The organism is Actinomadura scrupuli (genome assembly GCF_050971785.1).
GTDB lineage: Bacteria > Actinomycetota > Actinomycetes > Streptosporangiales > Streptosporangiaceae > Actinomadura_E > Actinomadura_E scrupuli.
The window spans coordinates 1282519-1307963 of sequence record NZ_JBPCCU010000002.1 but is presented as its reverse complement, the minus strand read 5'-3'; the positions used below and the strand labels follow the sequence as shown (position 1 = coordinate 1307963).

Here is a 25445-nt window from a genome sequence, read left to right as displayed (position 1 = left end):
GAAACGTGTTCTACTTTTCCGGTGAGCGAGCGCAAGCGGATTTCCATGTCCGAAAAAGAGGTGTCTGCCCTGATCGAGGGCCAGCGCAAGCTGCAACTCGGCACGATCAATCCGGACGGCACACCCCATCTGGTGACCATGTTCTACGGACTGGTCGGCGACCAGATCGGGTTCTGGACCTACCGCACCTCCCAGAAGGCCCGGAACATCGAGCGGGACCCGCGGATCACCTGCCTGATCGAGGCCGGAGAGGACTACTTCGAGCTGCGCGGCGCACTGATCTACGGCACGGCCGAGATCGTCACTGATCCGAACAGGATTCGGTATGTTGGCAGTGAAGTGGTCCGGCGCATGATGGACATCCAGGACGAGGCCGAGATCGCGCCGTTCGTCGAGCACACGGCGGCCAAACGCTACGCGTACGTCGTCAACGTCTCCCGCGTCGCGTCCTGGGACCACGCCAAGCTGGCCTGACAAGCTGGCCCGAGACGCGAACCCGGCGACCGTGGCCGGACTCGCGCACGGCCCCGCAATCAAGGAGCGCGCGATGGAAGTACGAGTGGACCCGCTGGTGTGCGAGGCCAACGCCGTGTGCATGGGTCTCGCCCCCGAGGTGTTCGAGCTGGACGACGAGGACAACCTCGAGATCCTGCAGCCGAATCCCCCCGCGGAGCTCGTCGACAAGGTACGGCATGCCGTCCGGTCCTGCCCCAAGGCGGCCCTGACGCTCACCGAATGACCGGAGCGAACAACCGGCAGGTCACCCAACCACCCTCGACGCCCGGCTCCCGCGCCCGTTCCGGCGGCGGGGACGGCGTCTCCCCCTGGAGGAACGCATGGCGCGTGCCGCGGTACTGCATCAGGTAGGCGACAAGGAACTCGATCTGCGTGACGACGTCACCACGATCGAACCGGGCCCGGCCCAGGTGAAGATCAAAATCAAGGCGACCGGCGTCTGTCACTCCGACCTGTCGTCGATGACCGGCGTGCTGCCGGTCATGCCCCCGACCGTCATCGGCCACGAGGGCTCCGGCGTCGTCGTCGAGGCGGGCGACCACGTCACCAACGTGAAGGTCGGCGACCACGTCGTCGTCAACTGGAGCCCGGACTGCGGCTACTGCGCCGAGTGCCTCCGCGGCGAGCCGTACCTGTGCATGACCTTCATCGGTGAGGCGTTCAGCGTCCCGCGCTTCCTGCTCGGCGACGGCAGCCCCGCGTTCGGCATGGCCGGGGTCGGCACCTGGGCCGAGGAGATGGTGGTCCCGTCCCAGGCCGCGATCAAGGTCGCCGACGACGTGCCGTTCGAGTACGCGGCGCTGCTCGGCTGCGGCATTCCCACCGGGGTCGGCGCGGTGTTCAACACCGCGAAGGTCACCCCGGGCGCCAAGGTGGCCGTGGTCGGCGCCGGCGGCGTCGGGCTCTCGGTCATCCAGGGCGCGCGCATCGCCGGTGCGTCGACCATCCTGGCCATCGACCCCAACGAGGCCAAGCACGAGATCGCCAAGCACTTCGGCGCCACGCACACCGCGACCCTGGACAACGTGGCCGAGACCACCGGCCTGCTCACCGGAGGCGGCTTCGACTACGTCTTCGAGGTCGTCGGCAAGTCCGCGGCGATCCAGACCGCCTGGACCGCCACGCGGCGCGGCGGAGACGTGATCGTGGTCGGCGCGGGCGCGGGCGATGACAACTGGACGCAGAACGCGTTCTCGCTGCTGTTCGACGGCAAGAGCCTGAAAGCCTCGCTGTACGGCGGCTGCGACCTCAAGCGCGACGTTCCGCTCTTCGTCGACCTGTGGCGGGCCGGCAAGCTCGACCTGGAGAGCCTGATCAGCCGGCGCATCAAGTTCGAAGAGCTCAACGACGCCGTCGAGGCGCTGACCGGCGGCGACGTCATCCGCCAGGTCGTGCTCTTCGACTGAGCCCCGCCGAGTCCGCTCCGGCCCGGCCCGGCCGGCTTCGCTCGAGGCTGCCCCGGTCCGACCGGGTCCGGCCGGGTCGCACTGCGCCGTACCGGGTCACACCGCCGGGACGTCCGGCCGGCGAGGGTCCCCGCACGAGGTCGCGTGCGGGGACCCTCGCCGGCCGCTGGTCATCTCCGGGGCCGTGATGTTACCGTGATCGACACGTACGGTAATTGTGATTTTCGCCCGCGTTCCGACGGACCTCCGTCGTGTCGTTCATGGAGGGCCGGTGACCTACGCACGACTCCGGCGGCGCGGACCCGGCCGGCTGCTCTGCGGTTGCCTCGCGGCCGGGCTCACCGTGGTCCTCCTGCCGGGGACCGGTGACGCCGCTCCCGTTCCCGTGGCCCCTCGCATCCACGACATCCAGGGCGCGGCCCAGCTCTCCCCGCTGGCGGGCCAACAAGTCGGCCAGGTCCCGGGCGTGGTCACCGCCGTCACCGCCAACGGCTTCTGGGCTCAGGACCCCCGGCCCGACCACGACGACGCCACGTCCGAGGGCATCTTCGTCTTCACCCGGACCCGGCCGTCCGCGGTGCCGTCGGACTCGGTGCTGATCGACGGAGTGGTCGCGGAGTTCCGTCCCGGTGGCGACACCTCGGCCAACCTGACCCGCACCGAGCTGGACGCGAGCGCGGTCACGGTGGTCGCCCATGGCGTGCCGCTGCCGCCCGCCGTGGTCGTCGGACCGCACGGGCGCAGGCCACCAGGAACGGTCATCGAGGACGACGCCACGGGCGACGTGGAGATCTCGGGCACGTTCGATCCGGGCAAGGACGGCATCGACTTCTACGAGTCGCTGGAGAGCATGCGGGTCGTGGTGGACGACGCGGTCGTGGTCGGCCCCCGGACCCAGTTCGGCGAGGTCCCGGTGCTGCCCGAGCGCGGCGCGGGAGCGACCGTACGGTCCCGTCGCGGCGGCCTGGTCCTGCGCCCGGGAGACGCCGACCCCGAACGCCTGATCGTCGACGACACGCTCGTGAGCGTGCCGGCGGTCAACGTCGGCGATCGCTTCGCCGGGCGGTCCACGGGTGTGCTGGACTACGCGTTCGGCGGCTTCAAGCTGTTCCTCACCGCGACCCCGCAGGTCGTGACGGGGCCGATCGCCCGCGAGTCGGCGCGGCCCGCCCGCGCCGGCGAGCTCGCGCTGGCGACGGCGAACATGGCGAACCTCGACCCGTCCGATCCTCCGGCGAAGTTCCAGGGGCTGGCGCAGGAGATCGTCGGCGGTCTCGGATCACCGGACGTGCTGGCCCTGGAGGAGGTGCAGGACAACAGCGGTCCCGACGACGACGGGACCGTCGCCGCCGACCAGACGGTGGCACAGCTGGTCACCGCCATCAGCGCCGCGGGCGGCCCGGCCTACGACTGGCGCTCCATCCCGCCGCAGAACAACGCCGACGGCGGGGAGCCCGGCGGCAACATCCGGGTCGGTTTCCTGTTCCGCACCGATCGGGGGCTTTCCTTCGTCGACCGGCCCGGCGGCGACGCGGCCACCCCGGTGACCGCCGTGGACGACGGGACCGGGCGGGCCCGGCTGAGCGTGAGCCCCGGCCGGGTCGATCCGCTCGGCCCGGCGTGGGCGAACTCCCGCAAGCCGCTCGCCGGGGAGTTCTCGTGGCACGGCGTACGCGTCATCGTCGTCGCCGGCCACTGGAACTCTAGGGGCGGCGACGATCCGCTGTTCGGCCGCTACCAGCCGCCGCGCCTGCCCAGCCAGGTGCAGCGGCAGGCACAGGCCGAGGCCATGGCCGGCTTCGTGAACTCGATACGCGCCGTCGATCCGCGTGCCCGGGTCATCGTGGCCGGAGATCTCAACGACTTCGAGTTCTCCGCCCCGCTGAAGACGCTGACGACCGGCACCGGGCTAAGCGATCTGGCCGCGGGCCTGCCGGTGGACGATCGCTACACCTACGACCACGAGGGCAACTCACAGGTGCTCGACCACATCCTGCTCAGCCCGGAGCTGACCCGGCAGCGCTATGTGTACGACATCGTCCATATGAACGCCGAGTTCGCCGACCAGATCAGCGACCACGACCCCAGCGTCGTACGGCTCCGTCTCGGCTGAACATCCGGCCTGACCTGGGCATGTGCCCGGACGGGAGAAGGCGCCCGCCACCCGGGCCGGCCTCCCGGCGCCGACCCGGAGATGGGCCGAGTTTGACCTTCGTTTCACCGGGCATCTGCCAGGCGTTCCACTGACATGATCGAGAGGAGACGCCTGCCATGGCGTACCACTATCGAAGCCGGGGCATCAGCCTCATCGGCCTCATATACATCATCATCGGAATCTTCGTGGCCTGGGACAAGGGCTACCTCAACGCCGATCTGCTCCGCCGGGTGGCCAGCGCGCTGCTCGCCATCTTCCTGTGGTTCCTGGTGCTGCTCGGCGTCGATCTGCACATCCACACCTGACCGTGAACAGGCTCGACCGGTACAAGCTCGACCGGTGAACAGCTGCAAGATCATGACCCTGGGGCCTTGGTCTTGCAGCTGTTCCTCGGGGGACCCGCTCCACGCACGACATCACGAATCAGAACAGGATCACAGCAGGATCAGGGCACCTGGGTGCGCCACAACGTGGTCGTGTCACCCAGGTGGTCCCCGCTGACGCCCACGGCGAGCAGATCCGCACCGACCGTGGTCAGTGCGGTCAGCCGTTGCGCGCCATGCCCGTCCAGGCCGTTTCCGTGCGGCCGGCTCCGCTGCCAGGCACGCCCGTCCGCCGAGCCGTAGAGCACGACATCGGTACGCCCGGGGGCGCCCGTCACCGCGGCCACCAGGAAGCCCTTGCCGGTCGGCGTCGCGGAGGTGAACTCCCCGTCTCCCGGCAGCAGCCGGGGCTGCCACTGCCGGCCCCCGTCGGCCGAGACCGCCGCGACGACCTGCGGCCGGCCGCCCGCCGTCGCCGATCCCACGGCCACCAGCTCCGCACCCCGCGCGAGGACCCGGGAGAAGGCGGCCGTGGCCGCCCCGGGCGGCGGCGCGACCGGCGCCGCGGCGGTCCACTTCTTCCCGTCCGCGGAGGTCCATCCGGCCGGCTGCGCGCCGGCCCCCGCACCGGCCCGGCCGCCGCCCACCGCGACGTAGCCCGTGGCCGTCGCCGTGACGTCGCTCATCCACCGGCCGTCGGCCAGGTCGCCCGAGGCCCGCTGCCAGGTCTTGAGATCGGCCGACCACCACGCGGCCGGCTTTCCGCCCGCCTTGCCGACCACGACGTAACCGGCCGGACCGTACGTCACCGCGGCGGGCACGACGTCGTCACCGCCCGGGAACCCGGCGGCCGGCTGCCAGCCGGCTCCGTCGCCGGAGGTCAGGACCAGCGGCTGCGCGGGCACGGCGCCCGCGGATCCGGACCCGCCGCCGGAGGATCCGACCACCACCCAGCCCTTCGGGCCGTGCACGGCCGCGCTGAGCCGCCGCGGGCCGGTGCCCCGGGGGATCGGCGCGCGCTGCCAGGTCCGGCCGTCCGCCGTGGTCCACACCGCGGCGTCGCCGTTGCCGCTTCCCACCGCGACGGTCTGCACGCCGGAGGTGGCCAGCGCGGCGACCGTGCGGTCCGGATGGACCATGCCCGGGATCTTCCTCAGGTCGACGTCCCCGCCTCCGCCGAGCACCGACAGGTAGGCGTCTCCGGTGCCCTGCCGGCCGGCCACGACGGTCGCCGACGGCAGCACGGCCAGTCCGGTGAGGTTCTTTGCCAGCTCGGGCGACAACAGGCCGTCACCGAGCCGCTGCCAGGTCCGGCCGTCGGTGCTGCGCAGCACGACCGGTTTCCCGCCGGTGGTCCGCATCAACGCCGACAGGCCGGTGTCCGAACCACCGAACCGGTCCAGCCCGGCATAGTCGGGCTGCCCGATCTGACCCGTCTCCGACCAGGTCGTCCCGTCCGGTGAGGTGACGAGCACCGCGGAACGCACCGTCTTCTGGCGCTTCTTGGAGCCCGCCGTGCGGGAGACCTCCCACACGCCGACGAACCCCCCGGGGCCGGAGACCAGGCGGACGGGAGTGGCGAGGGCACCGGCGGGCTGCGGGACGTTCACCGCGCTCCAGCTGCGCCCGCCGTCGGCCGACCGCCAGAACGCACCCGACAGGACGGTGCTGGAGACCTTCCTCCTCTTCTTGCCCTTCTTCTTCACGGTCTTGGTGACGGTCCGCGCGGCGGTGCCGCGGACGATCACGGTGTCGCCCTTGGCCGCGACCCGGTCGATCGCCGTCACGGCGCCGAGCCCGAGGCGGTCCGCCCCGCTGCGCTGCCAGGTTTCGCCGTCCGCGGTGGTCCAGACGACCCCCTGGGTCTTGCCCGCCGTGCCGGTGACCCCGACCGCGAGGAAGCCCGAGGCCGTCCGCACCAAGCCGTACACCTGGTCGGACGGGCCGAGCACCGAGACCGGCACATCGGGCCGGCGGATCCAGGCACGGCCGTCGCGGCTGGTCCAGACGGCCGTGCCGCCGAGGGCCAGCCAGCCGCCGGCGCCGCCGGTGATCCTGCTGGGCACCTGTCCCGGTGCCGGCTCGTCGCCGTCCGGCGCGCGCACCGGCGCGACCTGCCAGCTGCGCCCGCCGTCCGCCGACGTGACGAACCGGCTGCGCGGGGGCACCCCCTGCTCCGAACCGATCGCCACCACGGTCGAGCCGGCCGCCGCGACACCGGTGAGTTCCTGCACCCGGCCGTCGGTGGTCGCGGCCGGGTCCAGCGCGAACATCGGGTCGGCGGTGACCGCGACCGGCGTCTTCGGTGCGTGCTTCTCGTCCCCGCTCAGCAGGGCGTACGTCACCGCGGCCGCCACCAGCAGCACGGAGAGGGCGATCGGCAGCGCGCGCCCGAGGCGCGAACTCCGGCGTCGTGGCCCGGCGCCCTCCGCCGCCGGCCGCTTTTTCGCGGGCACCGGACCGCCGCCGGTGGCGCCGCCTGCGTCCCTGTCGGCGTTCCTGTCGACGGCACTGTCGGCGTCGCTCTCGACGGCATCGCCACCGCGGGTGCCGGTGCTCGTGCCGGTCTCGGTGCCCGTGCCGTTGTCGGTGCCCGTCTCGGTCTCGGTGGCAAGACCCGTGCCGTTCTCGGTCTCGGTGGCAAGACCCGTGCCGTTCTCGGTCTCGGTGCCGGGGTGGGTGACGGTGCCGGGGTGGGTCCAGTCGATGCCGGCCGCCTGCCAGACCGCCAGGGAACGCTGCCACGGCGAAGCGTTGCGCAGCAACGGTGCCCTGATCTCGGTGACCCGTGCGGGCACCGGAGATCTGCGGAGGGCGGCCGACGCGGCCTGCGAGGGCTCCTGCTGAGCGCCGCGCAGCGCTGGAGGACCGAGTCCCTCCTGTTGGTCTGTCACGCTCACGCTACGCCGCCCTCCCCACCGAACCTCCCCGTGAGGAGGCCTTTGCGTCCATGAAAGCGCGCCGGCCCTGATCGCCGTGGCACGTCTGCTTGATCAACAGCAAATCGTCTCGCAGACCATCCCATACCGCCACAAAAATCGGTTGCCAGAGTGCGACATTTGGGGAAAGGGCTATCGGGACTCCGAGGGACTGGTCCGGGTGTCCACGGAGCCCTTGTAGGCGAAACCGCGGACGACGACGGTCGGCGCGTTCGGGGCGGGGTCGGTGTGCACCTCGGCGGAGGCGCCGAAGCCGCTGAGCTCCACCCGGACCCCCGGCGGGACGATGATCTCCACATCCGACTTGTAGGCCACCACGAAGATGGTCGTGACGGGACCGTCGAGCTCCGCTGCCCGCAGGTCCAGCCGGCAGTGGCCCTTGTAGATCAGGGCGCTGTAGCGCTCGGGCACCCGCCAGCGTCCGCCGCGCCGTACCGAGTTCTTGTAGGCGACCTGGAAGCGGCCGACCGGGCGTCCCGCCACCGGCGGAGCGGTCCGGGAGGCGGCCGCGGCGTCCGTTCCGGCGTCCGCCGGGAGATCGGTGAACAGCACGTCCAGATCGCGGTGGGTCCGGGCGGCCAGTGCCGCCCGCATCCGCTCGTCGAACTCCTCGTCGGTCAGCCGTCCCTCCCCGAAGGCGACCTGCAGCCGCTGCAGCGCGGCGTCCCGCTCCCGGTCCGAGGCACGGATGACCGGCGCATTCCCCTGCTCGACGTCCATGGCACTCCACCTCGCCGGGTCCGGGCACTCCACCCGGACTCGCGATGTATCTTAACTCGACTTCACTCGGATTTCGAGAGGGTGGCGGCGGACACGCCCGGCGCACGGGCACCGAGCCCGGCGCCGGACCCGTGCGGGGCGTGGCCGAACCGTCACCGAACCCGCCGGCGGGCCGCGTGCCGAACTCCATGGCCTCCGGCTACGTCATAGATCCTCGAAGGACGCCTGGACAGGACGACCGGTTCATCCTTTGATAACGACTACAAGCCGTATCCGCGGCATGCAGCGACTAGCGGCGTAAAACCCGCGACAATACGGTCAAATCAGACTGGCGTGGAGAGGTGACCTGCGGGTGGAAAGTCAGCGGCGTGCGGGGGCGGCGGGCCCCCTGCTGCCCCAGGATCCAGAGCGCGTGGGGTCGTACACGATCCTCGGGCGGATCGGCGAGGGTGGCATGGGCGCCGTATACCTCGGCCGCGCCCCGGACGGCCGTAAGGTCGCGGTGAAAGTGGTCCGGTCCGAGCTCGCCCGGGACGCGGGCTTCGTCGCGCGCTTCCAGGACGAGGTGGCCAACGCCCAGCGGGTGGCCTCCTTCTGCACCGCCCAGGTGCTCGACCACGGCGAGTCCGACGGCCGCGCCTACATGGTGACGGAGTTCATCGACGGGGTCTCGCTGCTGGAGTACGTCAACGAGAACGGCCAGTTGTCCCCGGGAATGCTGCAGGGGGTGGCGGTCGGGGTGGCGGCGGCGCTGGTCGCCATCCACTCCGCCGGGCTGATCCACCGCGATCTCAAGCCCGCCAACGTGCTGCTGTCCTACTCCGGGCCCCGGGTCATCGACTTCGGGATCGCCCGCGCGCTGGACGCGGCCACCAACCACACGATGACCGGGCAGCTGGTCGGCAGCCCCGGCTGGATGGCACCGGAGCAGATCCTGCAGCAGCCGGTGACCACGGCGGTCGACATCTTCTCCTGGGGGTGCCTGGTCGCGTACGCCGCGAACGGCATCAACCCGTTCGGCCGTGGCGACTTCTCGGTCATGTCGGCCCGGCTGCTGCACGGCGACCCGCAGGTGGGGGTGTTGCCGGCCCCGCTGGACCGGCTGGTGCGGTCGGCCCTGGACAAGGACCCGCGCAACCGCCCGAGCGCCAAGGACCTGCTGCTCACCATGGTCGGCGGGGAGAGCGCCGAAGCCGCGGTGCTGGGCACCCTTACCCCCTCCTGGCAGCCGCCGGTCCCCCCCGGGGCGCAGGATGAGACGCGGCCCGCCGAGGAGCCGACCCAGGCGAGGCGGCCGTCCTCCCCCGGCGTTCCGGCGCCGTACCCGGTGCCCTCCTCGGCGCCGACGCCCGCTTCGGGGCAGGCATCGCCCGGGTACGGGTCCGCGCGCACCGATCCGCTCCAGGGCGGGCCGGGCTACGAGGCGGCCCCGACCAACCTGGTCGGGGCGCCCACCCTGCCGGCCGGACCGCCCCATGGGCACCCTGCGGGGGCTCCGCCGTTCAGACCGCCGGGCCAGGGCAGGCGGCGCGCGCTGCTGGCCGCCGCCGTCGCGGCGATCCTCGCCGCCGGCCTGGTCACCGGCGGGCTGATCCTCACCTCGGGCGGCACGCCCACCCCCAAGAGCTCCGGCCAGGCGTCCGCGGGACCCGCTGCCCTGCCGGCGGACCCGCTCCTGGTCCGGGTCGACACACGGCCCGGCTGGCCCAAGGACTGCTACGGGAACATCGGCCTGCTGAAGCCGATGGCGACCACGCCCACGGTGCTGCTCGACGCCCCGGGAAAGTGCGACATCCTCCCCCAGTGGTCTCCGGACCACCAGCGCATCGCCTTCACCCGTTTCACGGACCCCGGCGCCGAGCTCTGGGTCATGAACGCGGACGCGTCCGCCCCCCGCATGATCAGCGACAGGCTCGCCGGGAAGACCCGGGTGGCCTGGTCGAAGGACGGCACGCGGATCGCGGGCATGGGCAAACAGGGCTCGGTGAGCCAGATCTTCGTGTTCGACCTCGGTGCCCCCGGGTCCCCGAAGCAGATCACCACCGACGGCTCGAACAAGGACGACCCGGCCTGGTGCGGGAGCAAGCTGGCGTTCTGGAGTGACAAGGGCGGCACCCAGCAGATCTACACCACCGACGCCGCGACGGCGGGCGGCGCATGGACCCAGGTGACCCACGAGGACCACAGCGTCAACGACCCGGCGTGGTCGCCGGACTGCTCGAAGATCGCCTACACCGACCAGCCGAACAAGGACGACCGGCACATCTGGGTCATCGGTGCCGACGGTTCCGGCAAGACGCAGCTCACCCCGGACGCCACCCGGGACATGGACCCCAACTGGTCGAAGGACGGAACCTGGATCGCCTTCGTGCGGGGCAGCACCCAGCATCCGAAGATCTGGGCGGTCCGGGCGAACGGCAAGGACGAACTGTGCATCGCCCCCAAGGACCGGGACATCGGTCATCCGGACTGGTACTGAGCACCCGTTCGACCGAGTGCCGCCGCCGCCCGGCAAGATCGGCCTGGCTAGGCTGGACGGATGCTGCTGCTGACCACGCTCGACGCCTGGCGGACCCGGACCGAGGAGCGGTTCGTGCTCGGTGACGACTCCGCCTGGGCACCCGATGAGAAGTCCGCGCTGGCCATCGCCGACGAGATGTTCGCCGGCGGCGGCCAGTCCGGCGAGCAGGCCATCGTGCTGACCCTGGACCCGGTGCCGCCCCCGGCGGGCGTCATCGACCGCGGGCAGGTCGCGGAGGTGCGGTACGCCCGCCGGAGTCCCGAGGGCCGGCATGTGGCACTGCTCCGCCGCCCGCCCGTGGCCGACAGCCTGGACCTGCTGCCGCATCCCGAGGGCGGCTGGTACCGGGAGACCTGGGCGACCCGTCCGCGGTTCACCCCGCCGGGCTATCCGGGCGAGCGGGTCAGCGCCACCGGCATCTACTTCCTGCTGCCGCCCGGCGAGGAGTCGGTGTGGCACCTGGTCCGCTCGGACGAGATGTGGTTCTGGCATCGCGGCGGCCCGCTGACGCTCCTGCTCGGCGGCGACGGCGGGAGCCCGGCGCGGACGGGCGACGACGGCCTGCGGACCGTCACGCTGGGTCCCGGGGTCGAGCGGGGCCAGCGGCCGCAGGCGCTGGTCCCGGCGGGGGTGTGGCAGGCCGCCCGGCCCGCAGCCGACGAGGAGGTCCTCGTCAGCTGCGTGGTCTCACCGGGCTTCGACTTCGCCGACTTCCGAGTGGTCTGAATGCTCCTGGAAGCCGGTGGTCCGGGACGGCCTGCCAGCACAGGTGGTCTGCCCCGGCCCGGTCAGGACACCGGGGCCGAGCGGCGGCTGATCGAGCTCATGACGTGCTCGACCAGCGTGATCAGGGCCTGCTTGGCCGACTCCTTCTGCCGCACGTCGCACAGCACGATCGGCACGTCGGGTTCCAGGTCCAGCGCGATCCGCACGTCCCTGGGATCGACGCGGACCGCCCCGTCGAAGCAGTTCACCGCGATGATGAAGGGCAGCCCGCGCCGCTCGAAGTAGTCGATGGAGGCGAAGCAGTCGCCCAGCCGGCGGGTGTCCACCAGCACGATCGCGCCGAGGGCCCCCTGGGCGAGCTCGTCCCACATGAACCAGAACCGGTCCTGGCCCGGCGTGCCGAACAGATACAGGCTGAGCCCGGTACGCAGCGAGGCCCGGCCGAAGTCCATCGCCACGGTCGTCGTCGTCTTCTGCTCGACGAACGCCGTGTCGTCGACGCCGATGCTCTTCTCGGTGAGCCGCTCCTCCGTACGGAGCGGGCGGATGTCGCTGACGGAGCCGACGAAGGTTGTCTTGCCGACACCGAAGCCGCCGGCGATCAGAATCTTGACCGCGAGCGAGGCGCCCGGGTCAGAGCGCATGGAGTCCATCGATCACTTCCTTGAGCACGCCCACGCTGGGGAACTGAGCCACCGGCGCGGGCTGACGTACGAGGATGAGGCCGTCGTCGAGCAGATCGCCGAGCAGCACCCGGACGACGCCCACGGCGAGGTCCATTTCCGCCGCGACCTCGGCCACTGACAGCGGAGCCAGGCAGAGCACCAGAATGCGCTCCTGCTCGGGTCCGAGCACCAGGGCGTCGGGCAACGGAACGTCGGCTGTCTCGACGATGGCGATCAGGTCGAATTCACCGGCACCGTGCTCGGTCCGGCCGCCGGTCACCGCGTAGGGACGTACGACCGGGCCGGCCGCCTCGTCTATCCACTCGTGCTCCGGCGACGCCATCCTCACTCACCGCCACGCTCGACGGTCCGTGGGTGCGCCGAAAGATGGCGGCCGACTCTGGTGACGAGCATTGCCATCTCGTAGGCGATGACCCCGACGTCCGCGTCGGCGCCGGCCAGGACCGCGAGACACGCGCCCTGGCCCGCCGCCGTCACGAACAGGAAGGCCGACTCCATCTCCACGATCGTCTGCCGGACCGAGCCGCCGCCGAACTGCTGTCCGGCGCCCCGGGCCAGGCTCTGGAAGCCGGAGGCGACCGCCGCCAGGTGCTCGGCGTCCTCCCGGCTCAGCCCGCGGGAAGAGGCGATCCGCAGGCCGTCGCTGGAGAGCACCAGCCCATGGCGTACGTGCGCCACCCTGTCGACCAGCCCGTCGAGTAGCCAGTTCAGCTCGCCGGTCGGGCTCGATACCTCTGTCATGGGGTGTCCTCCTCTTTCGCCGGTCGTACCGCCGGTCCCACCGGGACCTCCGACGTCCGGCCGTCCGGCCGCTCGGCCGCCGGATCGGTCGTCGCGTCGGCGACGCTGCGTCCTCGCTGCCAGCCGCTCTGCATGGCGGCCATTCTCGCGCGTAGCGCTTCGGGTGATCGATCAGACCCCGAATCGTTTTTCACTTCATCTTCCGTAGGCTCCCATGAGTCGCTGCGCAGTTGTGGGGCCAGACTGGCCTGCCGGGTCCGCCGGGGCATCCCCAGGTGGGTGTCCTGACCGTCCCCGGCGCCCCCGGTCGTGGCCGCGGGTGCGGCCGCGGGCGAAGCCCCGGGTGCGGCTGCGGGCGAGGCCCCGGGCGCGGGTGCCGCGGGCGCCGCCGGAGCGCTCTCCTGGGCACCGGCCCAGGTGCCCGCCGTGGCCGCCTCGGCGCCGGCCCGCACATCGGCGTCGAAGCCGGCCGGGGCCGGCTCACCGGGTGGACGGGCGGCCTTGCGCCTGCGGCGGGGCATGCCCAGATGGGTGCCCGCCTCGGCTCCGGAGGGATCCCCCGGCACGCTCTCCACGGGCCTACGGCTCACCGGCGCGCGCTCCGCGAACGCACCGGCGGCCGGGTCCGGGGCGCGGCCGGGAGCCGTACGGTCCGGTGGCGCGCCGTCCCCGGACACACGGTCCGCGGGCGCGCCCGGCTCCTGCCTGCGGGCGGCGTCGATGATGAACGACGGCACCGTGGAGTCGGCCGCGTCGACGGCCTGCACCGGTTCCGGCGCCACCGAGATGGACTTCAGGCCCTCCGCGCCGTCGGCCACCTCGGCCATCGGTGCCGGGACGACCAGGTTCTCGCTGACGATGAGCGTGCCGGGGATGAGCACGATGGCGGTGGTCCCGCCGTACGGCGACGGACGCAGCGCGACCTGGACGTCGTGCCGGTGGGCCAGCCGGGCGACGACGAACATGCCGAGCCGCGCGCTGTCGAACAGGTCGAACTCGGGCGCCTCAGCGAGCCGACCGTTGAGCTCGGCCATCAGGTCCGGGGTCATGCCCAGCCCGCGGTCCTCGATCTCCACGGCGAACCCGTTGGGCACGGCGTGACCGGTCACCTGGACGGGCGCGTGCGGCGGGGAGAACATCGCGGCGTTCTCGATGAGCTCGGCGAGCAGGTGGATGGTGTCGGCCACGGCCGTACCGGTCAGGGCGGCGCGCGGCATGGGCAGCACCTGTACCCGGGTGTAGTCCTCGACCTCGGCGACGGCGCCCCGGACCACGTCGATGAGCGGGACTGGGGTGCGCCAGGTCCGGCCGGCGGTCCGGCCGGCCAGGATGACCAGCCCTTCCGCGTGCCGCCGCATGCAGGTCGCGAGATGGTCGAGCCGGAACAGCTCGTCGAGGTCCTGCGGATCCTCGACCCGTCGTTCCATGGCGTCCAGCAGCCCGAGCTGGCGGTGCAGCAGAGCCTGGTTGCGACGGGCCAGGTTGACGAAGACCTCGCTGACGCCCTTACGGGCCGCGGCCTCACCGCGGGCTCCGGCCACGACGGCCCGCCGGGCGTCGTCGAAGGCGTCGGAGAGCCGGTCGATCTCGCTGATGCCGAAGGCCATCTCCGGGTAGTTCTCGCCCTCCTCGATCGGCTCGCCCTGCCGCAACCGCTCGGCGAGCTCCGGCAGCCGCTGGGTGGTGAAGTCCTCGACCACGCCGGACAGGGTCCTGACCTCACCGATCACCTTGCGGGCGATGCGGACGGCGATGACGACCGAGGCGACGAGCGCGAGGAGCCCCAGCCCGCCGGTGAGGCCGAGCCGGATGAGCACGCCGACGGCGATGCTGCGCGCCCGCTCGGCCGTGTTGTCGGTCGCCAGCAGCCCCAGCTCGTTGAACCGGTGCAGGATCTGCGTGGCCGCCGTGTCCCACGCGCCCGCCTGCGCGGGCGGCCGCTCGGTCCTGCCGCCGCGCACGAGCGAGTCCTCGAGCGCCCGGAACCGCAGGAACTCCGGGGACTGCATGAACGCCTGGAAGCGGGCCCGGTCCGCCGCGGCCAGCAGGGGGACGGTCTCGGTGTACTGGAACCGCTGGGAGCCGACGAGCTGGGCGATCGCGTCGTGCTCGGCCGGAGTGATCCGGCGGGCGGCCAGCGCCCCGGTGACCAGGGCGTCCTCGCGGGAGAGCAGCTCCCTGGCCCGGCCGAGCGAGGTCAGGGTCCGGACATCCCGCGCGATCTCCGCGTTGCCGGTCGACACCGCGTTGTAGATCGCGAAGGCCGCGTCGATGATCGAGTCGAACTCGCTGAGTGCGGCGGGCCGGGCGATGCCCGTGATGTCGACCGCCCCGCGCAGGGCGTCGAGCTGGCCGAGACGGCCGGAGAGACCGTCCATCCGCCCCGTCAGGTCGGCGGAGAGGCCGTCGCGCAGGCCGTCGTCGGTAACCTCGCGCTGGAAGGCGGCGCGGGCCGCGTTGGTCTGGTTCCGCTGTGCCGCCAGCGCCGAACGGTCCGTCTCGTGGCCGGCGCCCAGAGCCGCGAGGGACAGCCGCCGTTCGCTCTGGAGCGCGGTGATCAGGGCCTGGGTGGGCCGGATGACCTTGCTGTCCACGCTCTTGGCCTTCAGCAGGAGCATGGTGTCACCGAAGCTGCTGCTCGCCGCGAAAACCCACAGCATCAGCAGAGCTGCCAGTGGCACGACCAGCAACAGGATGATCTTTACTTTGATCGACTGCTGGCGGGACGCCATCACACCTCGCGGGACGGATATGGGGGACTCCCGAGTGCGCAGCGCGAGCGGGAGAGAGCTGGATGGTACTACGCAACAACTCGATTACGGTGATCTTCTTCCGATATCGGGTGTTATTCGTTGCACTCCGGCCGTCGTTCACCGCGGCCGACGGCCGTTAAGTCCCAAGGTGTCCGAGAGACTCGAGGGGACGGGGTTACGATCTCACTCGTGACCCCCGACAACGATGTGCCCCAGCCACTGCCGGCCCGACGGCGTCGCACCCGCCCCGGCGGCCGCCATCGCGGCGGAGACTCGTTCGCCGTGCCGTCCGACGCGCCGGCCCTCATCCTGGCCGCTCACGGAGCCTCGGGCAACGCCGGGGCTCAAGTGATCGCCGACCTCGCCTCGCTCACCGAGGCGGCACACCCGGGCCTCGCCGTCCGCACCGTCCAGCTCGGCGACGACACCGAGGGCCTGGTGACCGTTCTCGGCGCCCTCGGCGCGGAGTCCCCGCCGGGCCAGGAGATCGGCGTCAACGCGGTCGTGGTGCCCCTGCTGACCGGCCCGCACCCGGAGTTCGAGGAGTCCCTGCGCAAGGCGGTGGCCGGGACGCCCGCCAGCGTCTCCGCGGTGGTCGCCCAGCCGCTGGGCCCGCACCCGGTGATCGCGCAGGCACTGCACACGCGGCTCACCGAGGCCGGGCTGGCCCGCGCCGACCGGGTCCGGCTGCTGACCATGGTCACCGCCGCGGACGGCGTCATCGTCGGCGTCACCGGAGGGCCCAACGCGGTGAGCGATGCCGAGATCACCAGTGTGCTGCTCGCCTCCCGGCTGGCCGTGCCGGTGCTCCCCGTCCTGCTCGACGGCAGCAGCGGTGTCGCCGCGGCGGCCGCCCAGTTGCGCGGCGCGGGTTCGGCCAGGGTCGCCCTCGCTCCCTGCGTGATCGGCCCCGAGTCCGACCCCGGACTGATCGCCCGTGCGGCCGCCGAGGCCGGCACCGAGTGCGCCGAGCCGATCGGCGCTCATCCGGCGCTGGTCCAGCTCATCGCCGTCCGCTACGCCGAGGCCCTCGAGCGCGCCTGGGCCGCCGAGTAGCACTCCCCGCCGTTCCGGCACCGCCGTTCCGACGACCGGCGGCGGGCACGATCGGGCGTGGACATGGCCGCCGGGGGCACGACGGGCGGTGGGGCGGCGGCCCGTCCGCCGCTCAGGGACCGGGGCGGACGAGCGCGGCGCGCAGCCGGTCCAGGACGTCCTCGCCGACACCCGCGTCACGCAGCACCGCGGTCATGCTGCCGTGCCGGGCCCGCAGATGGGCGATCAGATCCCGCATCGTCTCGTCGTCCGCGGTCATCGCGTCGCGGGGCACGTACTGGTAGGCGTTCTCGTACGCCGCGTGGCGCCGCAGCCGGGCGTCGATGGCGGACAGGTTCCGGCCGGTCATCGCGTAGTCGGCGATGATGTCCTCGTCGGAGACGCCGAGCGCGCCGAGCACGACGGCGCTCACCATGCCGGTCCGGTCCTTGCCGGCCGCACAGTGGAACACCGCCGCTCCGGGAGCGTCCGCGATCGCGGTCACCGTGTCGGCCAGCGCGGTCCCCGTGGCCTCGATGATCTTGGCGTAGCGCTGGGCCAGGCTGAGCCCGCCGTCGACCATGAAGGCGCCGTTGGCCTCGTTGATGATCGGCGCGTGGACGAAGGTCACCTGGCGACGCTCGGCGACCGCCACGGACTCCGGGTCCGCCGCGGCGAGCGGGTGGGACACCGCCCCGTCGTGGCCCCGCTCAAAGTCCGAGCGCAGGTCGATCACGGTCGTGAGGCCGAGGTCGGTCAGCCGGGCCACGTCCGCCGGGGTCAGCTCGTGCAGCGCGTCGCTGCGGAACAGCCGCCGCCAGGCGATGTGACCGCCGTCGGCCGGATAACCCCCGACGTCGCGGAAGTTGGCGCAGCCCTCCAGAGCGATCTCCCGCTCCACGGTCTCCCCCTCGTACGTCGTCGGCCCGCGCGGGACCGGGCCCCCGCATGATCGGCCGTGTCATCGACTCGTGGCGTGCCCCGGGAACCCGGCGGACCGGGGGGACACGCCACGAGTCAACAGCATGGCTCAGCGGTTGTTGAACTTGGGGGCGCGCTTCTCCGCCGCGGCCATCAGCCCCTCGGCGAAGTCCTCGGTGAAGAAGGCCATCGTCTGGGTCCGGTTCTCGACCGCCATGTGCTGCCGCAGGCCGGGTGCGTCCAGCGACAGGTTGAGCAGTTCCTTGGTGTGCCGCAGGCCGTACGGCGACTTGGTGAGCAGTTCGTCGGCGAGCCGCAGCGCGGCGTCCAGGTCGGTGCCCTCGTCGGCCATCTCGGTGACCAGGCCGAGGGTGTAGAGCTGTTCGGCCCGCAGGGTCTGCGACCGGTAGAGGATCTCGGCGGCCTTCGCCGGGCCGACCACCCGGGGCAGCAGCCAGGACAGCCCCAGGTCGCCGCCGGAGAGCCCGAGGTTGGTGAACGGGGAGACGAACTTCGTCGTCGGGTCGGCCACCCGCAGGTCACAGGCGAGGGCGAAGGACATGCCCATGCCGGCGACCGGGCCGTGCAGGGCGCCGATCACCGGCTGGGGAATCTCCCGCAGCTTGGCCACCGCCTCCCCGCCCCGGGAGATGCCACGGAAGATCCGCTGCATCCGGCCCTCGGACGACTGGACGGAGGAGGGATCGCCGCCCTGGATGTCCATCCCGGCGCAGAACCCCCGGCCCGCGCCGGTCAGCACGACCACCCAGGTCTCGGTGTCGACCGCCAGCTCGTCGAGGGCCGCGTGCAGCTCCTCGACCATCGCCGGGCTGACCGCGTTCAGCCGCTCCGGGCGGGACAGGGTGATGATCGCCACCCTGTCCCGCCGCTCGAAGACCACGTTCTGCATGACCTGGTCCGGCATTACTTGAGGGCCTCGATCAGCGGGCCCATCTGCTCGGCGGGATTGGCCGGCACGATGTACGGGGTCTCGGCGTTGATGGCGGTCCAGTTCTCCGCGACGTCCTCGACGCTCAGCCCGTCCTTCTTGACCCAGCCCGGCCCCTCCGCGACGAAGGCGCGGGCGATGCGGCCGCCGCCCACGGTGTAGGTCTGGCCGGTGGACTCGTTGCTCTCGTGAGCGAGGAAGACCACCAGCGGGGTGACCTTCTCGACGCCCAGGGTGTCGGCGAACTCGGCCGGGAACAGGTCGGAGGTCATCCGGGTGTAGGCCACCGGGGCGATCGCGTTGGCCTTGATGCCGTACTTGGCGCCCTCGATGCCGAGCGTCTTGGTGAATCCGACCAGCCCCATCTTGGCGGTGGAGTAGTTGGCCTGGCCGAAGTTGCCGAACAGCCCCGCGGGCGAGGAGGTGTTGATGATCCGGCCGTACGACTGGTTGCGCAGGTGATCCCACGCGGCCTGGGCGACCAGGAACGAGCCGCGCAGGTGGACGGCGATGACTCCGTCGAACTCGGCGGCGCTCATGTTCCGGAACGACTTGTCGCGCAGGATGCCGGCGTTGTTGATCACGATGTCGATCTTGCCGAAGGCGTCGAGGGCGCTCTGCACGATGGAACGCGCGCCCTCCTCGGTCGCCACGTTCCCGCCGTTGGCGACCGCCTGGCCGCCGTTCTTGTTGATCTCCTCGACGACCTCCTGCGCGGGCCCGCTGGAGGCTCCCTCGCCGGCGACGTCACCGCCCAGGTCGTTGACGACGACCTTCGCCCCCCGCGCGGCGAGCTCGAGCGCGTGCTGCCGGCCCAGGCCGTGGCCCGCACCGGTGACGATCGCGACCCGCCCGTCGAACCGCAGTTCCGTCATGCCCTGTCTCCTCATCGTCACATCGACCGAATCGTCACATCGACCGACCTCGTAGGCATCATGCCCCAGAGCACCGGCCCGGCCGCCAGGCGGCGACCTTGAATCACACCCAGTGGTACCACCTAACCGAATGTCGCTCGGTATGGGCCCCCGGCGCAACCACCGGGCCGGACACGGCCGGGCAGGGCAGGGCAACCCCGGGCAGGGCAGCGCCGGGCAGGGCAGCGCGCACCGCATGGCGACGGCGACGGCGACGGCGGGCGAAGGGGTGACGAGAAAGGGGAGCGCCGAGCGCTCAGGCGTCGGGCGTGGCCGCGGCGGACTCGGCGGGGAGGGCCTCGGTCATCGCCAGGGCGATCGCCGGCTCCGCGCCGGAGAGCCCGGCCTCGGCCAGTGCGTCCTCGACGAGCTCGTCGGCGACCGAGCCGTCCACGGAGGCCTCGCGCCGGTGCTTGCGGACGCTCCACACCACCAGGGAGATCACGGCGACGACCGCCACCGCGGCGGCCGCCCAGCGGCCGACCACCTTGGCGGTGTGCTCGAAGGCCTCTCCCGCGTAGTAGCCGCCCAGCGTGAACAGGGTGCCCCAGATGACGCCACCGATGATGTTGAAGACCAGGAAGCGGTGGTAGGGCATCTTCGAGCTGCCGACGAGCGCGGGCATCAGCGCCCGCAGCAGCGCGGTGAACCGGCCGATGAAGACCGCGAAGGGGCCGCGGCGCCGGATCAGATCCTGGGCTTTGCCGACCTTGCCCTGGTATTTACGCATGGCCCGGGTCTGCAGCAGCCGGTCACCGTACCGCCGTCCGATCTCGTAGCCGACCGAGTCCCCGACGACCGCGGCGACCACCACGATGCCCAGCAGCAGGGGAAGTGATACCTGCCCCTGGCTGGCCAGCACCCCGCCGACGACGATCGCGGTCTCCCCGGGCAGCACGAATCCGAAGAACAGCGCCGCTTCGCCGAAGACCAGCGCGGCCACGATCACATAGATCACCGGGCCGTGGAGTCCCAGCAGGAAGTCGGTGATTCCAGACACCTGTTCACCACCCCGAGGCTCGGTTGTGTCCCATCGATCGTATCCATGCCGCCGGGCCCCCTACATCCGACCTTCGGCGGATCGCCCCGGCGACCTCCGGGGGATCCGCCGCCCGGGAACCACCGGGCGACCTGCCCCGTCACTATCGTTGTCCGCCGCCACGAGATGTCCGGCCGGATACCCGGCCCCCGAGATGACCGGCTTCGAAACCCGGCGAGAGAAGGTCCCTGTGCGTAGTTCGTTCTTCGGGAACATGGAGCAGCAGCAGTTGCCCGGCCATTTCGTCCTGCAGAACTCCAAGATGCTCCGGGTCCACCTGAACGGCGAGATGCTGGCGCGCCAGGGCGCCATGGTGGCGTTCCAGGGCCAGATGGACTTCGACTACGAGGGGTCCGGCGGCGTCGGCCGGTTCCTGAAGAAGGCGCTCACCGGCGAGGGCACCCCGCTGATGCGCTGCCGGGGCCAGGGGCTGCTGTTCCTCGCCTCCGACGCGCACGACATCCACCTGTTCTACCTGGAGAACGAGGCGCTGACGGTCAACGGCGCCAACCTGCTGGCCTTCGACCAGAGCCTCGGCTGGGACATCCAGCGGGTCCAGGGGGCGGGCATCGCCACCGGAGGCCTGTTCAACACCACGATCACCGGCACCGGCTGGGTGGCGATCACCGCGCACGGCACCCCGGTCCTGCTCGACACCGGCCGGGCGCCGACGTTCGCGGACGCCCAGTCGGCGGTCTGCTGGAGCAACAGCCTCCAGGTCGGCGTCAACCGGACCATGAAGGCCGGCGCGCTGATCGGCCGGGGCAGCGGCGAGGCCATGCAGCTCGCTTTCCGGGGACAGGGTTTCGTACTTGTCCAGGCCAGTGAGGGCCCCACCGTTCCGGCGCACAATCACAGCTGAGCAGGGACGACCGCCTGGATATGATCATGGCCGAATGTGGAAAAGATCCTTGATGGACCGGGCTAGAGCACTCTTGTCACCGAGGTGTGCCTCAGTGGCCTGGGGCAGCGAGTAGCCTTGACTGATTCCAGAAACCCTTGCGAGCTGCGGAAGAGGGCGATCTCCGCCGTGTCGACAGAGTCGTCGCGTACAAGTGCCGACCCCAAGCACCCAGATTTCGGCGCCAACGAGTGGCTGGTCGACGAGCTGTACCAGAAGTACCTCGAAGACCCGAACTCCGTTGACCAGGCCTGGTGGAACTTCTTCGCCGACTACCAGCCGGACTCCCGGCCGGTCGCGAAGACCACCACCACCGCCGCGCCGAAGCCGGTCAACAACGGCGCCGCACCCGCGGCGGCTCCGCCGACAGCCACGCCGGCCGGCCCCGCCGTGCCGCCACAGCAGGCTGCCCCGGCGAAGGCCGCCCCGGCCAAGCAGGCCCCGAAGCCGGCCGTGGCCGCGCCACCGGTCCCGCCGGGTGCGCAGGAGGTGCGCCTCAAGGGCGTGGCCGCCCGCACCGTGGCGAACATGGAGGCCAGCCTGGCGGTGCCGACCGCGACGAGCGTGCGCGCGGTGCCGGCCAAACTGCTGATCGACAACCGCATCGTGATCAACAACCACCTCAAGCGCGGCCGCGGCGGCAAGGTCTCCTTCACCCACCTGCTCGGCTACGCGATCGTGCGGGCGCTGCGGGCGATGCCGGAGATGAACGCCGGCTACGCCGAGGTCGACGGCAAGCCGATGCTGGTCCGGCCGGAGCACGTCAACCTGGGCCTGGCCATCGACGTCAAGAAGGACGACGGGCAGCGGCAGCTCGTGGTGCCCAGCATCAAGGCCGCCGAGGCCCTCGACTTCCGCCAGTTCTGGGCGGCGTACGAGGAGGTCGTGCGCAAGGCGCGCAACAACAAGCTGACGCTGGAGGACTTCCAGGGCACCACGATCAGCCTGACCAACCCGGGCACCATCGGCACGGTCCATTCCGTGCCGCGGCTGATGCCCGGGCAGGGCTGCATCATCGGCGCCGGGGCCATGGACTACCCGGCGGAGTACTCCGGCGCCAACCCCGAGACGCTGGCCCGGCTCGGCATCAGCAAGACCATGACGCTGACGTCGACCTACGACCACCGGATCATCCAGGGCGCCCAGTCGGGCGACTTCCTGCGCCGGATCCACCAGCTGCTGCTCGGCGAGGACCGCTTCTACGACGAGATCTTCGAGGCGCTGCGGATCCCGTACGAGCCCGTGCGCTGGGTGCAGGACATCACCGCCTCCCACGACGACGACGTGGCCAAGATCGCCCGCGTGCACGAGCTGATCCACGCCTACCGGGTGCGCGGCCACCTGATGGCCGACACCGACCCGCTGGAGTACAAGCAGCGCCGCCACCCCGACCTCGACATCCTCCAGCACGGCCTCACCCTGTGGGACCTGGAGCGCGAGTTCGCCACCGGCGGCTTCGGCGGCAAGGCCACCATGAAGCTGCGCGACATCCTCGGGGTGCTGCGCGCCTCCTACTGCCGTACGGTCGGCATCGAGTACATGCACATCCAGGACCCGGAGGAACGGGCCTGGATCCAGGAGCGCATCGAGATCCCGCACGCCAAGCCGGACCGCGAGGAGCAGCTGCACATCCTGCGGCGGCTCAACAGCGCCGAGGCCTTCGAGACGTTCCTGCAGACCAAGTTCGTCGGGCAGAAGCGGTTCTCGCTGGAGGGCGGCGAGTCGCTGATCCCGCTGCTCGACTCCGTGATCACCAGCGCCGCCGAGTGGCACCTCGACGAGGTCGTCATCGGCATGGCCCACCGCGGCCGGCTCAACGTGCTGGCCAACATCGTCGGCAAGTCCTACGGCCAGATCTTCGGCGAGTTCGAGGGCAACCTCGACCCGCGCAGCGCCCAGGGCTCCGGTGACGTGAAGTACCACCTGGGCGCCGAGGGCGACTTCGTCGCCCCGGACGGCGCGAAGATCCGCACCTCGCTGGTGGCCAACCCGTCGCACCTGGAGGCCGTCGACCCGGTCGCCGAGGGCGTCGTCCGCGCCAAGCAGGACATCCTGGACGTCGGTGAGGCGGGCTTCACGGTGCTGCCGATCCTGATCCACGGTGACGCGGCGTTCGCCGGGCAGGGAGTGGTCGCCGAGACCCTCAACCTGTCCCAGCTGCGCGGCTACCGCACCGGCGGCACCGTGCACGTGGTGGTCAACAACCAGGTCGGTTTCACCACCGCCCCGGAGTACTCGCGCTCCAGCGTGTACAGCACCGACGTGGCCCGGATGATCCAGGCGCCGATCTTCCACGTCAACGGCGACGACCCCGAGCAGTGCGCGTGGATCGCCCGGTTCGCGTTCGAGTACCGGCAGGCGTTCAAGAAGGACGTCGTGATCGACCTGGTCTGCTACCGGCGGCGCGGGCACAACGAGGCCGACAACCCCTCGTTCACCCAGCCGCTGATGTACGACCTGATCGACGCCAAGCGCTCGGTCCGCAAGCTCTACACCGAGGCCCTGATCGGCCGGGGCGACATCACGGTCGAGGAGGCCGAGCAGGCCCTCCGCGACTACCAGGAACAGCTCGAGCGGGCCTTCGCCGAGACCCGCGAGGCGGTCAAGCGCCCGCTGGAGCCCGGCTCGGTGGTGCGCCCGGCGGACGAGGAGCGGATCCCGGTCGACCACGGCACGGCCGGCTCGGCGATCCCGGAGGAGACGGTCAAGCGGGTCATCGAGTCCCAGCTCAACCTGCCCGACGGGTTCACCGTGCACCCGCGGCTCCAGCCCATGCTGACCCGCCGCGCGCAGATGATCGAGGACAACGCGATCGACTGGGCCACCGGCGAACTGCTGGCGTTCGGCTCCCTGCTGATCGACGGCCATCCCGTACGGCTCGTCGGGCAGGACAGCCGGCGCGGCACCTTCGGCCAGCGCCACGCGGTGCTGGTGGACCGCAAGACCGGCGAGGAGTACTCCCCGCTCCGGCAGTTCGGCCAAGGGGTCTCGAAGTTCTACGCCCACGACTCGCTGCTCAGCGAGTTCGCCGCGATGGGCTTCGAGTACGGCTACTCGCTCACCCGGCCGGACGCGCTGGTGCTGTGGGAGGCCCAGTTCGGTGACTTCGCCGACGGCGCCCAGACGATCGTCGACGAGTTCATCTCCTCCGGTGAGCAGAAGTGGGGCCAGCGGTCCTCGCTCGTCCTGCTGCTGCCGCACGGGTACGAGGGGCAGGGCCCGGACCACTCCTCAGCGCGCATCGAGCGTTACCTGCAGATGTGCGCCCAGGACAACATGACGGTCGCCTACCCGACGACCCCGTCGAACTACTTCCACCTGCTGCGGTGGCAGATCCGGTCGGGGCGGCGCAAGCCGCTGATCGTCTTCACGCCGAAGTCGCTGCTGCGGCACAAGGCGGCGACCTCGCCGACGTCGGAGTTCACCTCGGGCAAGTTCCTGCCGGTGATCCCCGACTCCGGCTCGATCGATCCGGCCGGTGTCCGTAAGGTCCTGCTCACCACGGGCAAGATCTACTACGACATCGTGGCCCGCCGGGAGGCCGCCCGCGCCACCGACACGGCCATCGTCCGGGTGGAGCGGCTCTACCCGCCGCCGATCGACGAGATCAAGGCCGAGCTGGCCAAGTACCCGTCGGACGCCGAGGTCGTCTGGGTGCAGGACGAGCCGAAGAACATGGGCGGCTGGCCCTTCTTCGGACTGGTACTGCCCCAGCACCTGGAGGGCAGGTCGCTCAGCAAGGTGACCCGGCCCGCCTCCTCGTCGCCCGCGGTGGGGTCCGCCAAGCTGCATCAGGCCGAGCAGGAGGACATGCTCGTCCGTCTCTTCGGCGAGGTCTGACGCTCCAGCACCGCCGTGATCTTGTGCTGCGTCCCCCGGGACGCAGCACAAGATCACGGCGGTTTCGTCTTCGGAGAGAGAAACATGTACTTCACTGATCGGGGTATTGAGGAGCTGACAGAGCGTCGTGGCGCCGAGGAGGTCACCCTGACCTGGGTGGCCGAGCGGTTGCGCGAGTTCGTCGACCTCAACCCGGAGTTCGAGACGCCCGTCGAGCGGCTGGCCACCTGGCTGGCCAGGCTGGACGACGACGAAGAGGACTGAACCGGGAACACCGGGCGGACGGCCTGCCGTACTCCGCCCCTGACGGCCCGCTGAGACGCGATACATCTTGACTTTCCCCAAACGCGATATATCGTC

At 71.3% G+C, this 25445-nt stretch carries 21 protein-coding genes; 11 read left to right on the top strand and 10 right to left on the bottom strand.

Going from position 1 to position 25445, the window contains the following annotated elements; genetic code table 11:
• The first annotated feature begins 21 nt into the window (after nucleotides 1-21).
• From ACRYCC_RS13760 to ACRYCC_RS13740, 5 genes are all read left to right on the top strand, one after another.
• Nucleotides 22-474, top strand: coding sequence for a pyridoxamine 5'-phosphate oxidase family protein (locus tag ACRYCC_RS13760; protein ID WP_433811899.1), 453 nt, complete (start codon nucleotides 22-24; stop codon nucleotides 472-474).
• A 73-nt stretch (nucleotides 475-547) separates the two neighbouring features.
• The gene (locus ACRYCC_RS13755; RefSeq protein ID WP_433811897.1) at nucleotides 548-739 is read left to right on the top strand and encodes a ferredoxin; all 192 of its coding nucleotides are present in this window, start codon (nucleotides 548-550) and stop codon (nucleotides 737-739) included.
• A 97-nt stretch (nucleotides 740-836) separates the two neighbouring features.
• Nucleotides 837-1922, top strand: coding sequence for a Zn-dependent alcohol dehydrogenase (locus ACRYCC_RS13750; RefSeq protein WP_433811895.1), 1086 nt, complete (start codon nucleotides 837-839; stop codon nucleotides 1920-1922).
• Between the two features lie 271 nt (nucleotides 1923-2193).
• Entirely contained in the window at nucleotides 2194-4035 is a 1842-nt protein-coding gene (locus tag ACRYCC_RS13745) for a DUF8508 domain-containing protein (RefSeq protein ID WP_433811893.1), read from the top strand.
• Nucleotides 4036-4193: 158 nt separating this feature from the next.
• Nucleotides 4194-4382 carry a hypothetical protein gene (locus tag ACRYCC_RS13740; protein ID WP_433811891.1) on the top strand — a complete coding sequence of 63 codons (189 nt, stop codon included), beginning with the start codon at nucleotides 4194-4196 and terminating at the stop codon, nucleotides 4380-4382.
• 140 nt (nucleotides 4383-4522) lie between these two features.
• Here the strand turns inward: ACRYCC_RS13740 and ACRYCC_RS13735 are convergent, their stop codons facing one another.
• Nucleotides 4523-7294, bottom strand: a complete 2772-nt coding sequence (locus ACRYCC_RS13735) for a WD40/YVTN/BNR-like repeat-containing protein (RefSeq protein WP_433811889.1) — start codon at nucleotides 7292-7294, stop codon at nucleotides 4523-4525.
• A gap of 177 nt (nucleotides 7295-7471) precedes the next feature.
• Nucleotides 7472-8059 (bottom strand): DUF1707 SHOCT-like domain-containing protein, encoded by a 588-nt coding sequence (locus ACRYCC_RS13730; RefSeq protein WP_433811887.1) that lies wholly within the window; start codon nucleotides 8057-8059, stop codon nucleotides 7472-7474.
• A 352-nt stretch (nucleotides 8060-8411) separates the two neighbouring features.
• On the opposite strand from ACRYCC_RS13730, the gene ACRYCC_RS13725 reads away from it, so the two are divergent.
• Together ACRYCC_RS13725 and ACRYCC_RS13720 are read left to right on the top strand one after the other, a co-directional pair.
• Entirely contained in the window at nucleotides 8412-10538 is a 2127-nt protein-coding gene (locus ACRYCC_RS13725) for a protein kinase domain-containing protein (protein ID WP_433811885.1), read from the top strand.
• Nucleotides 10539-10598: 60 nt separating this feature from the next.
• A complete protein-coding gene (locus ACRYCC_RS13720) occupies nucleotides 10599-11306 on the top strand; it encodes a cupin domain-containing protein (protein ID WP_433811883.1) in 708 nt (235 codons plus the stop codon).
• A 62-nt stretch (nucleotides 11307-11368) separates the two neighbouring features.
• Here the strand turns inward: ACRYCC_RS13720 and ACRYCC_RS13715 are convergent, their stop codons facing one another.
• From ACRYCC_RS13715 to ACRYCC_RS13700, 4 genes are read right to left on the bottom strand one after another with little or no spacing between them, the layout of a single operon-like run.
• Nucleotides 11369-11959 (bottom strand): GTP-binding protein, encoded by a 591-nt coding sequence (locus tag ACRYCC_RS13715; RefSeq protein ID WP_433811881.1) that lies wholly within the window; start codon nucleotides 11957-11959, stop codon nucleotides 11369-11371.
• Nucleotides 11940-12314 (bottom strand): DUF742 domain-containing protein, encoded by a 375-nt coding sequence (locus ACRYCC_RS13710; protein ID WP_433811879.1) that lies wholly within the window; start codon nucleotides 12312-12314, stop codon nucleotides 11940-11942. The genes ACRYCC_RS13715 and ACRYCC_RS13710 overlap by 20 nt, the downstream gene beginning before the upstream one ends.
• A 2-nt stretch (nucleotides 12315-12316) precedes the next feature.
• On the bottom strand, nucleotides 12317-12733 hold the full coding sequence (locus ACRYCC_RS13705; RefSeq protein WP_433811877.1) for a roadblock/LC7 domain-containing protein: 417 nt from the start codon (nucleotides 12731-12733) through the stop codon (nucleotides 12317-12319).
• Nucleotides 12730-15465 carry a sensor histidine kinase gene (locus ACRYCC_RS13700; RefSeq protein WP_433811875.1) on the bottom strand — a complete coding sequence of 912 codons (2736 nt, stop codon included), beginning with the start codon at nucleotides 15463-15465 and terminating at the stop codon, nucleotides 12730-12732. Before ACRYCC_RS13700 ends, ACRYCC_RS13705 begins: the two co-directional genes overlap by 4 nt.
• Before the next feature lie 210 nt (nucleotides 15466-15675).
• On the opposite strand from ACRYCC_RS13700, the gene ACRYCC_RS13695 reads away from it, so the two are divergent.
• On the top strand, nucleotides 15676-16542 hold the full coding sequence (locus ACRYCC_RS13695) for a sirohydrochlorin chelatase (protein ID WP_433811873.1): 867 nt from the start codon (nucleotides 15676-15678) through the stop codon (nucleotides 16540-16542).
• A 112-nt stretch (nucleotides 16543-16654) separates the two neighbouring features.
• Here ACRYCC_RS13695 and ACRYCC_RS13690 read toward each other — a convergent pair whose 3' ends face one another.
• The 4 genes from ACRYCC_RS13690 to ACRYCC_RS13675 form a co-directional block, all read right to left on the bottom strand.
• Nucleotides 16655-17422 carry a tyrosine-protein phosphatase gene (locus tag ACRYCC_RS13690; protein WP_433811871.1) on the bottom strand — a complete coding sequence of 256 codons (768 nt, stop codon included), beginning with the start codon at nucleotides 17420-17422 and terminating at the stop codon, nucleotides 16655-16657.
• Between the two features lie 129 nt (nucleotides 17423-17551).
• Nucleotides 17552-18367 (bottom strand): enoyl-CoA hydratase/isomerase family protein, encoded by an 816-nt coding sequence (locus ACRYCC_RS13685; RefSeq protein ID WP_433811869.1) that lies wholly within the window; start codon nucleotides 18365-18367, stop codon nucleotides 17552-17554.
• The gene (locus ACRYCC_RS13680; protein WP_433811867.1) at nucleotides 18367-19266 is read right to left on the bottom strand and encodes an SDR family oxidoreductase; all 900 of its coding nucleotides are present in this window, start codon (nucleotides 19264-19266) and stop codon (nucleotides 18367-18369) included. Before ACRYCC_RS13680 ends, ACRYCC_RS13685 begins: the two co-directional genes overlap by 1 nt.
• 295 nt (nucleotides 19267-19561) lie before the next feature.
• Nucleotides 19562-20305 (bottom strand): DedA family protein, encoded by a 744-nt coding sequence (locus ACRYCC_RS13675; protein ID WP_433811864.1) that lies wholly within the window; start codon nucleotides 20303-20305, stop codon nucleotides 19562-19564.
• Between the two features lie 229 nt (nucleotides 20306-20534).
• Between ACRYCC_RS13675 and ACRYCC_RS13670 the strand changes: the two genes are divergently transcribed.
• The 3 genes from ACRYCC_RS13670 (at nucleotide 20535) to ACRYCC_RS13660 (ending at nucleotide 25349) form a co-directional block, all read left to right on the top strand.
• Nucleotides 20535-21206 (top strand): AIM24 family protein, encoded by a 672-nt coding sequence (locus ACRYCC_RS13670; protein WP_433811862.1) that lies wholly within the window; start codon nucleotides 20535-20537, stop codon nucleotides 21204-21206.
• Nucleotides 21207-21374: 168 nt separating this feature from the next.
• Complete coding sequence (locus ACRYCC_RS13665; RefSeq protein ID WP_433811860.1) at nucleotides 21375-25085, top strand: multifunctional oxoglutarate decarboxylase/oxoglutarate dehydrogenase thiamine pyrophosphate-binding subunit/dihydrolipoyllysine-residue succinyltransferase subunit; 3711 nt, start codon at nucleotides 21375-21377, stop codon at nucleotides 25083-25085.
• A gap of 84 nt (nucleotides 25086-25169) precedes the next feature.
• On the top strand, nucleotides 25170-25349 hold the full coding sequence (locus ACRYCC_RS13660) for a DUF6104 family protein (RefSeq protein ID WP_433811858.1): 180 nt from the start codon (nucleotides 25170-25172) through the stop codon (nucleotides 25347-25349).
• The last annotated feature ends 96 nt before the right edge of the window (nucleotides 25350-25445 follow it).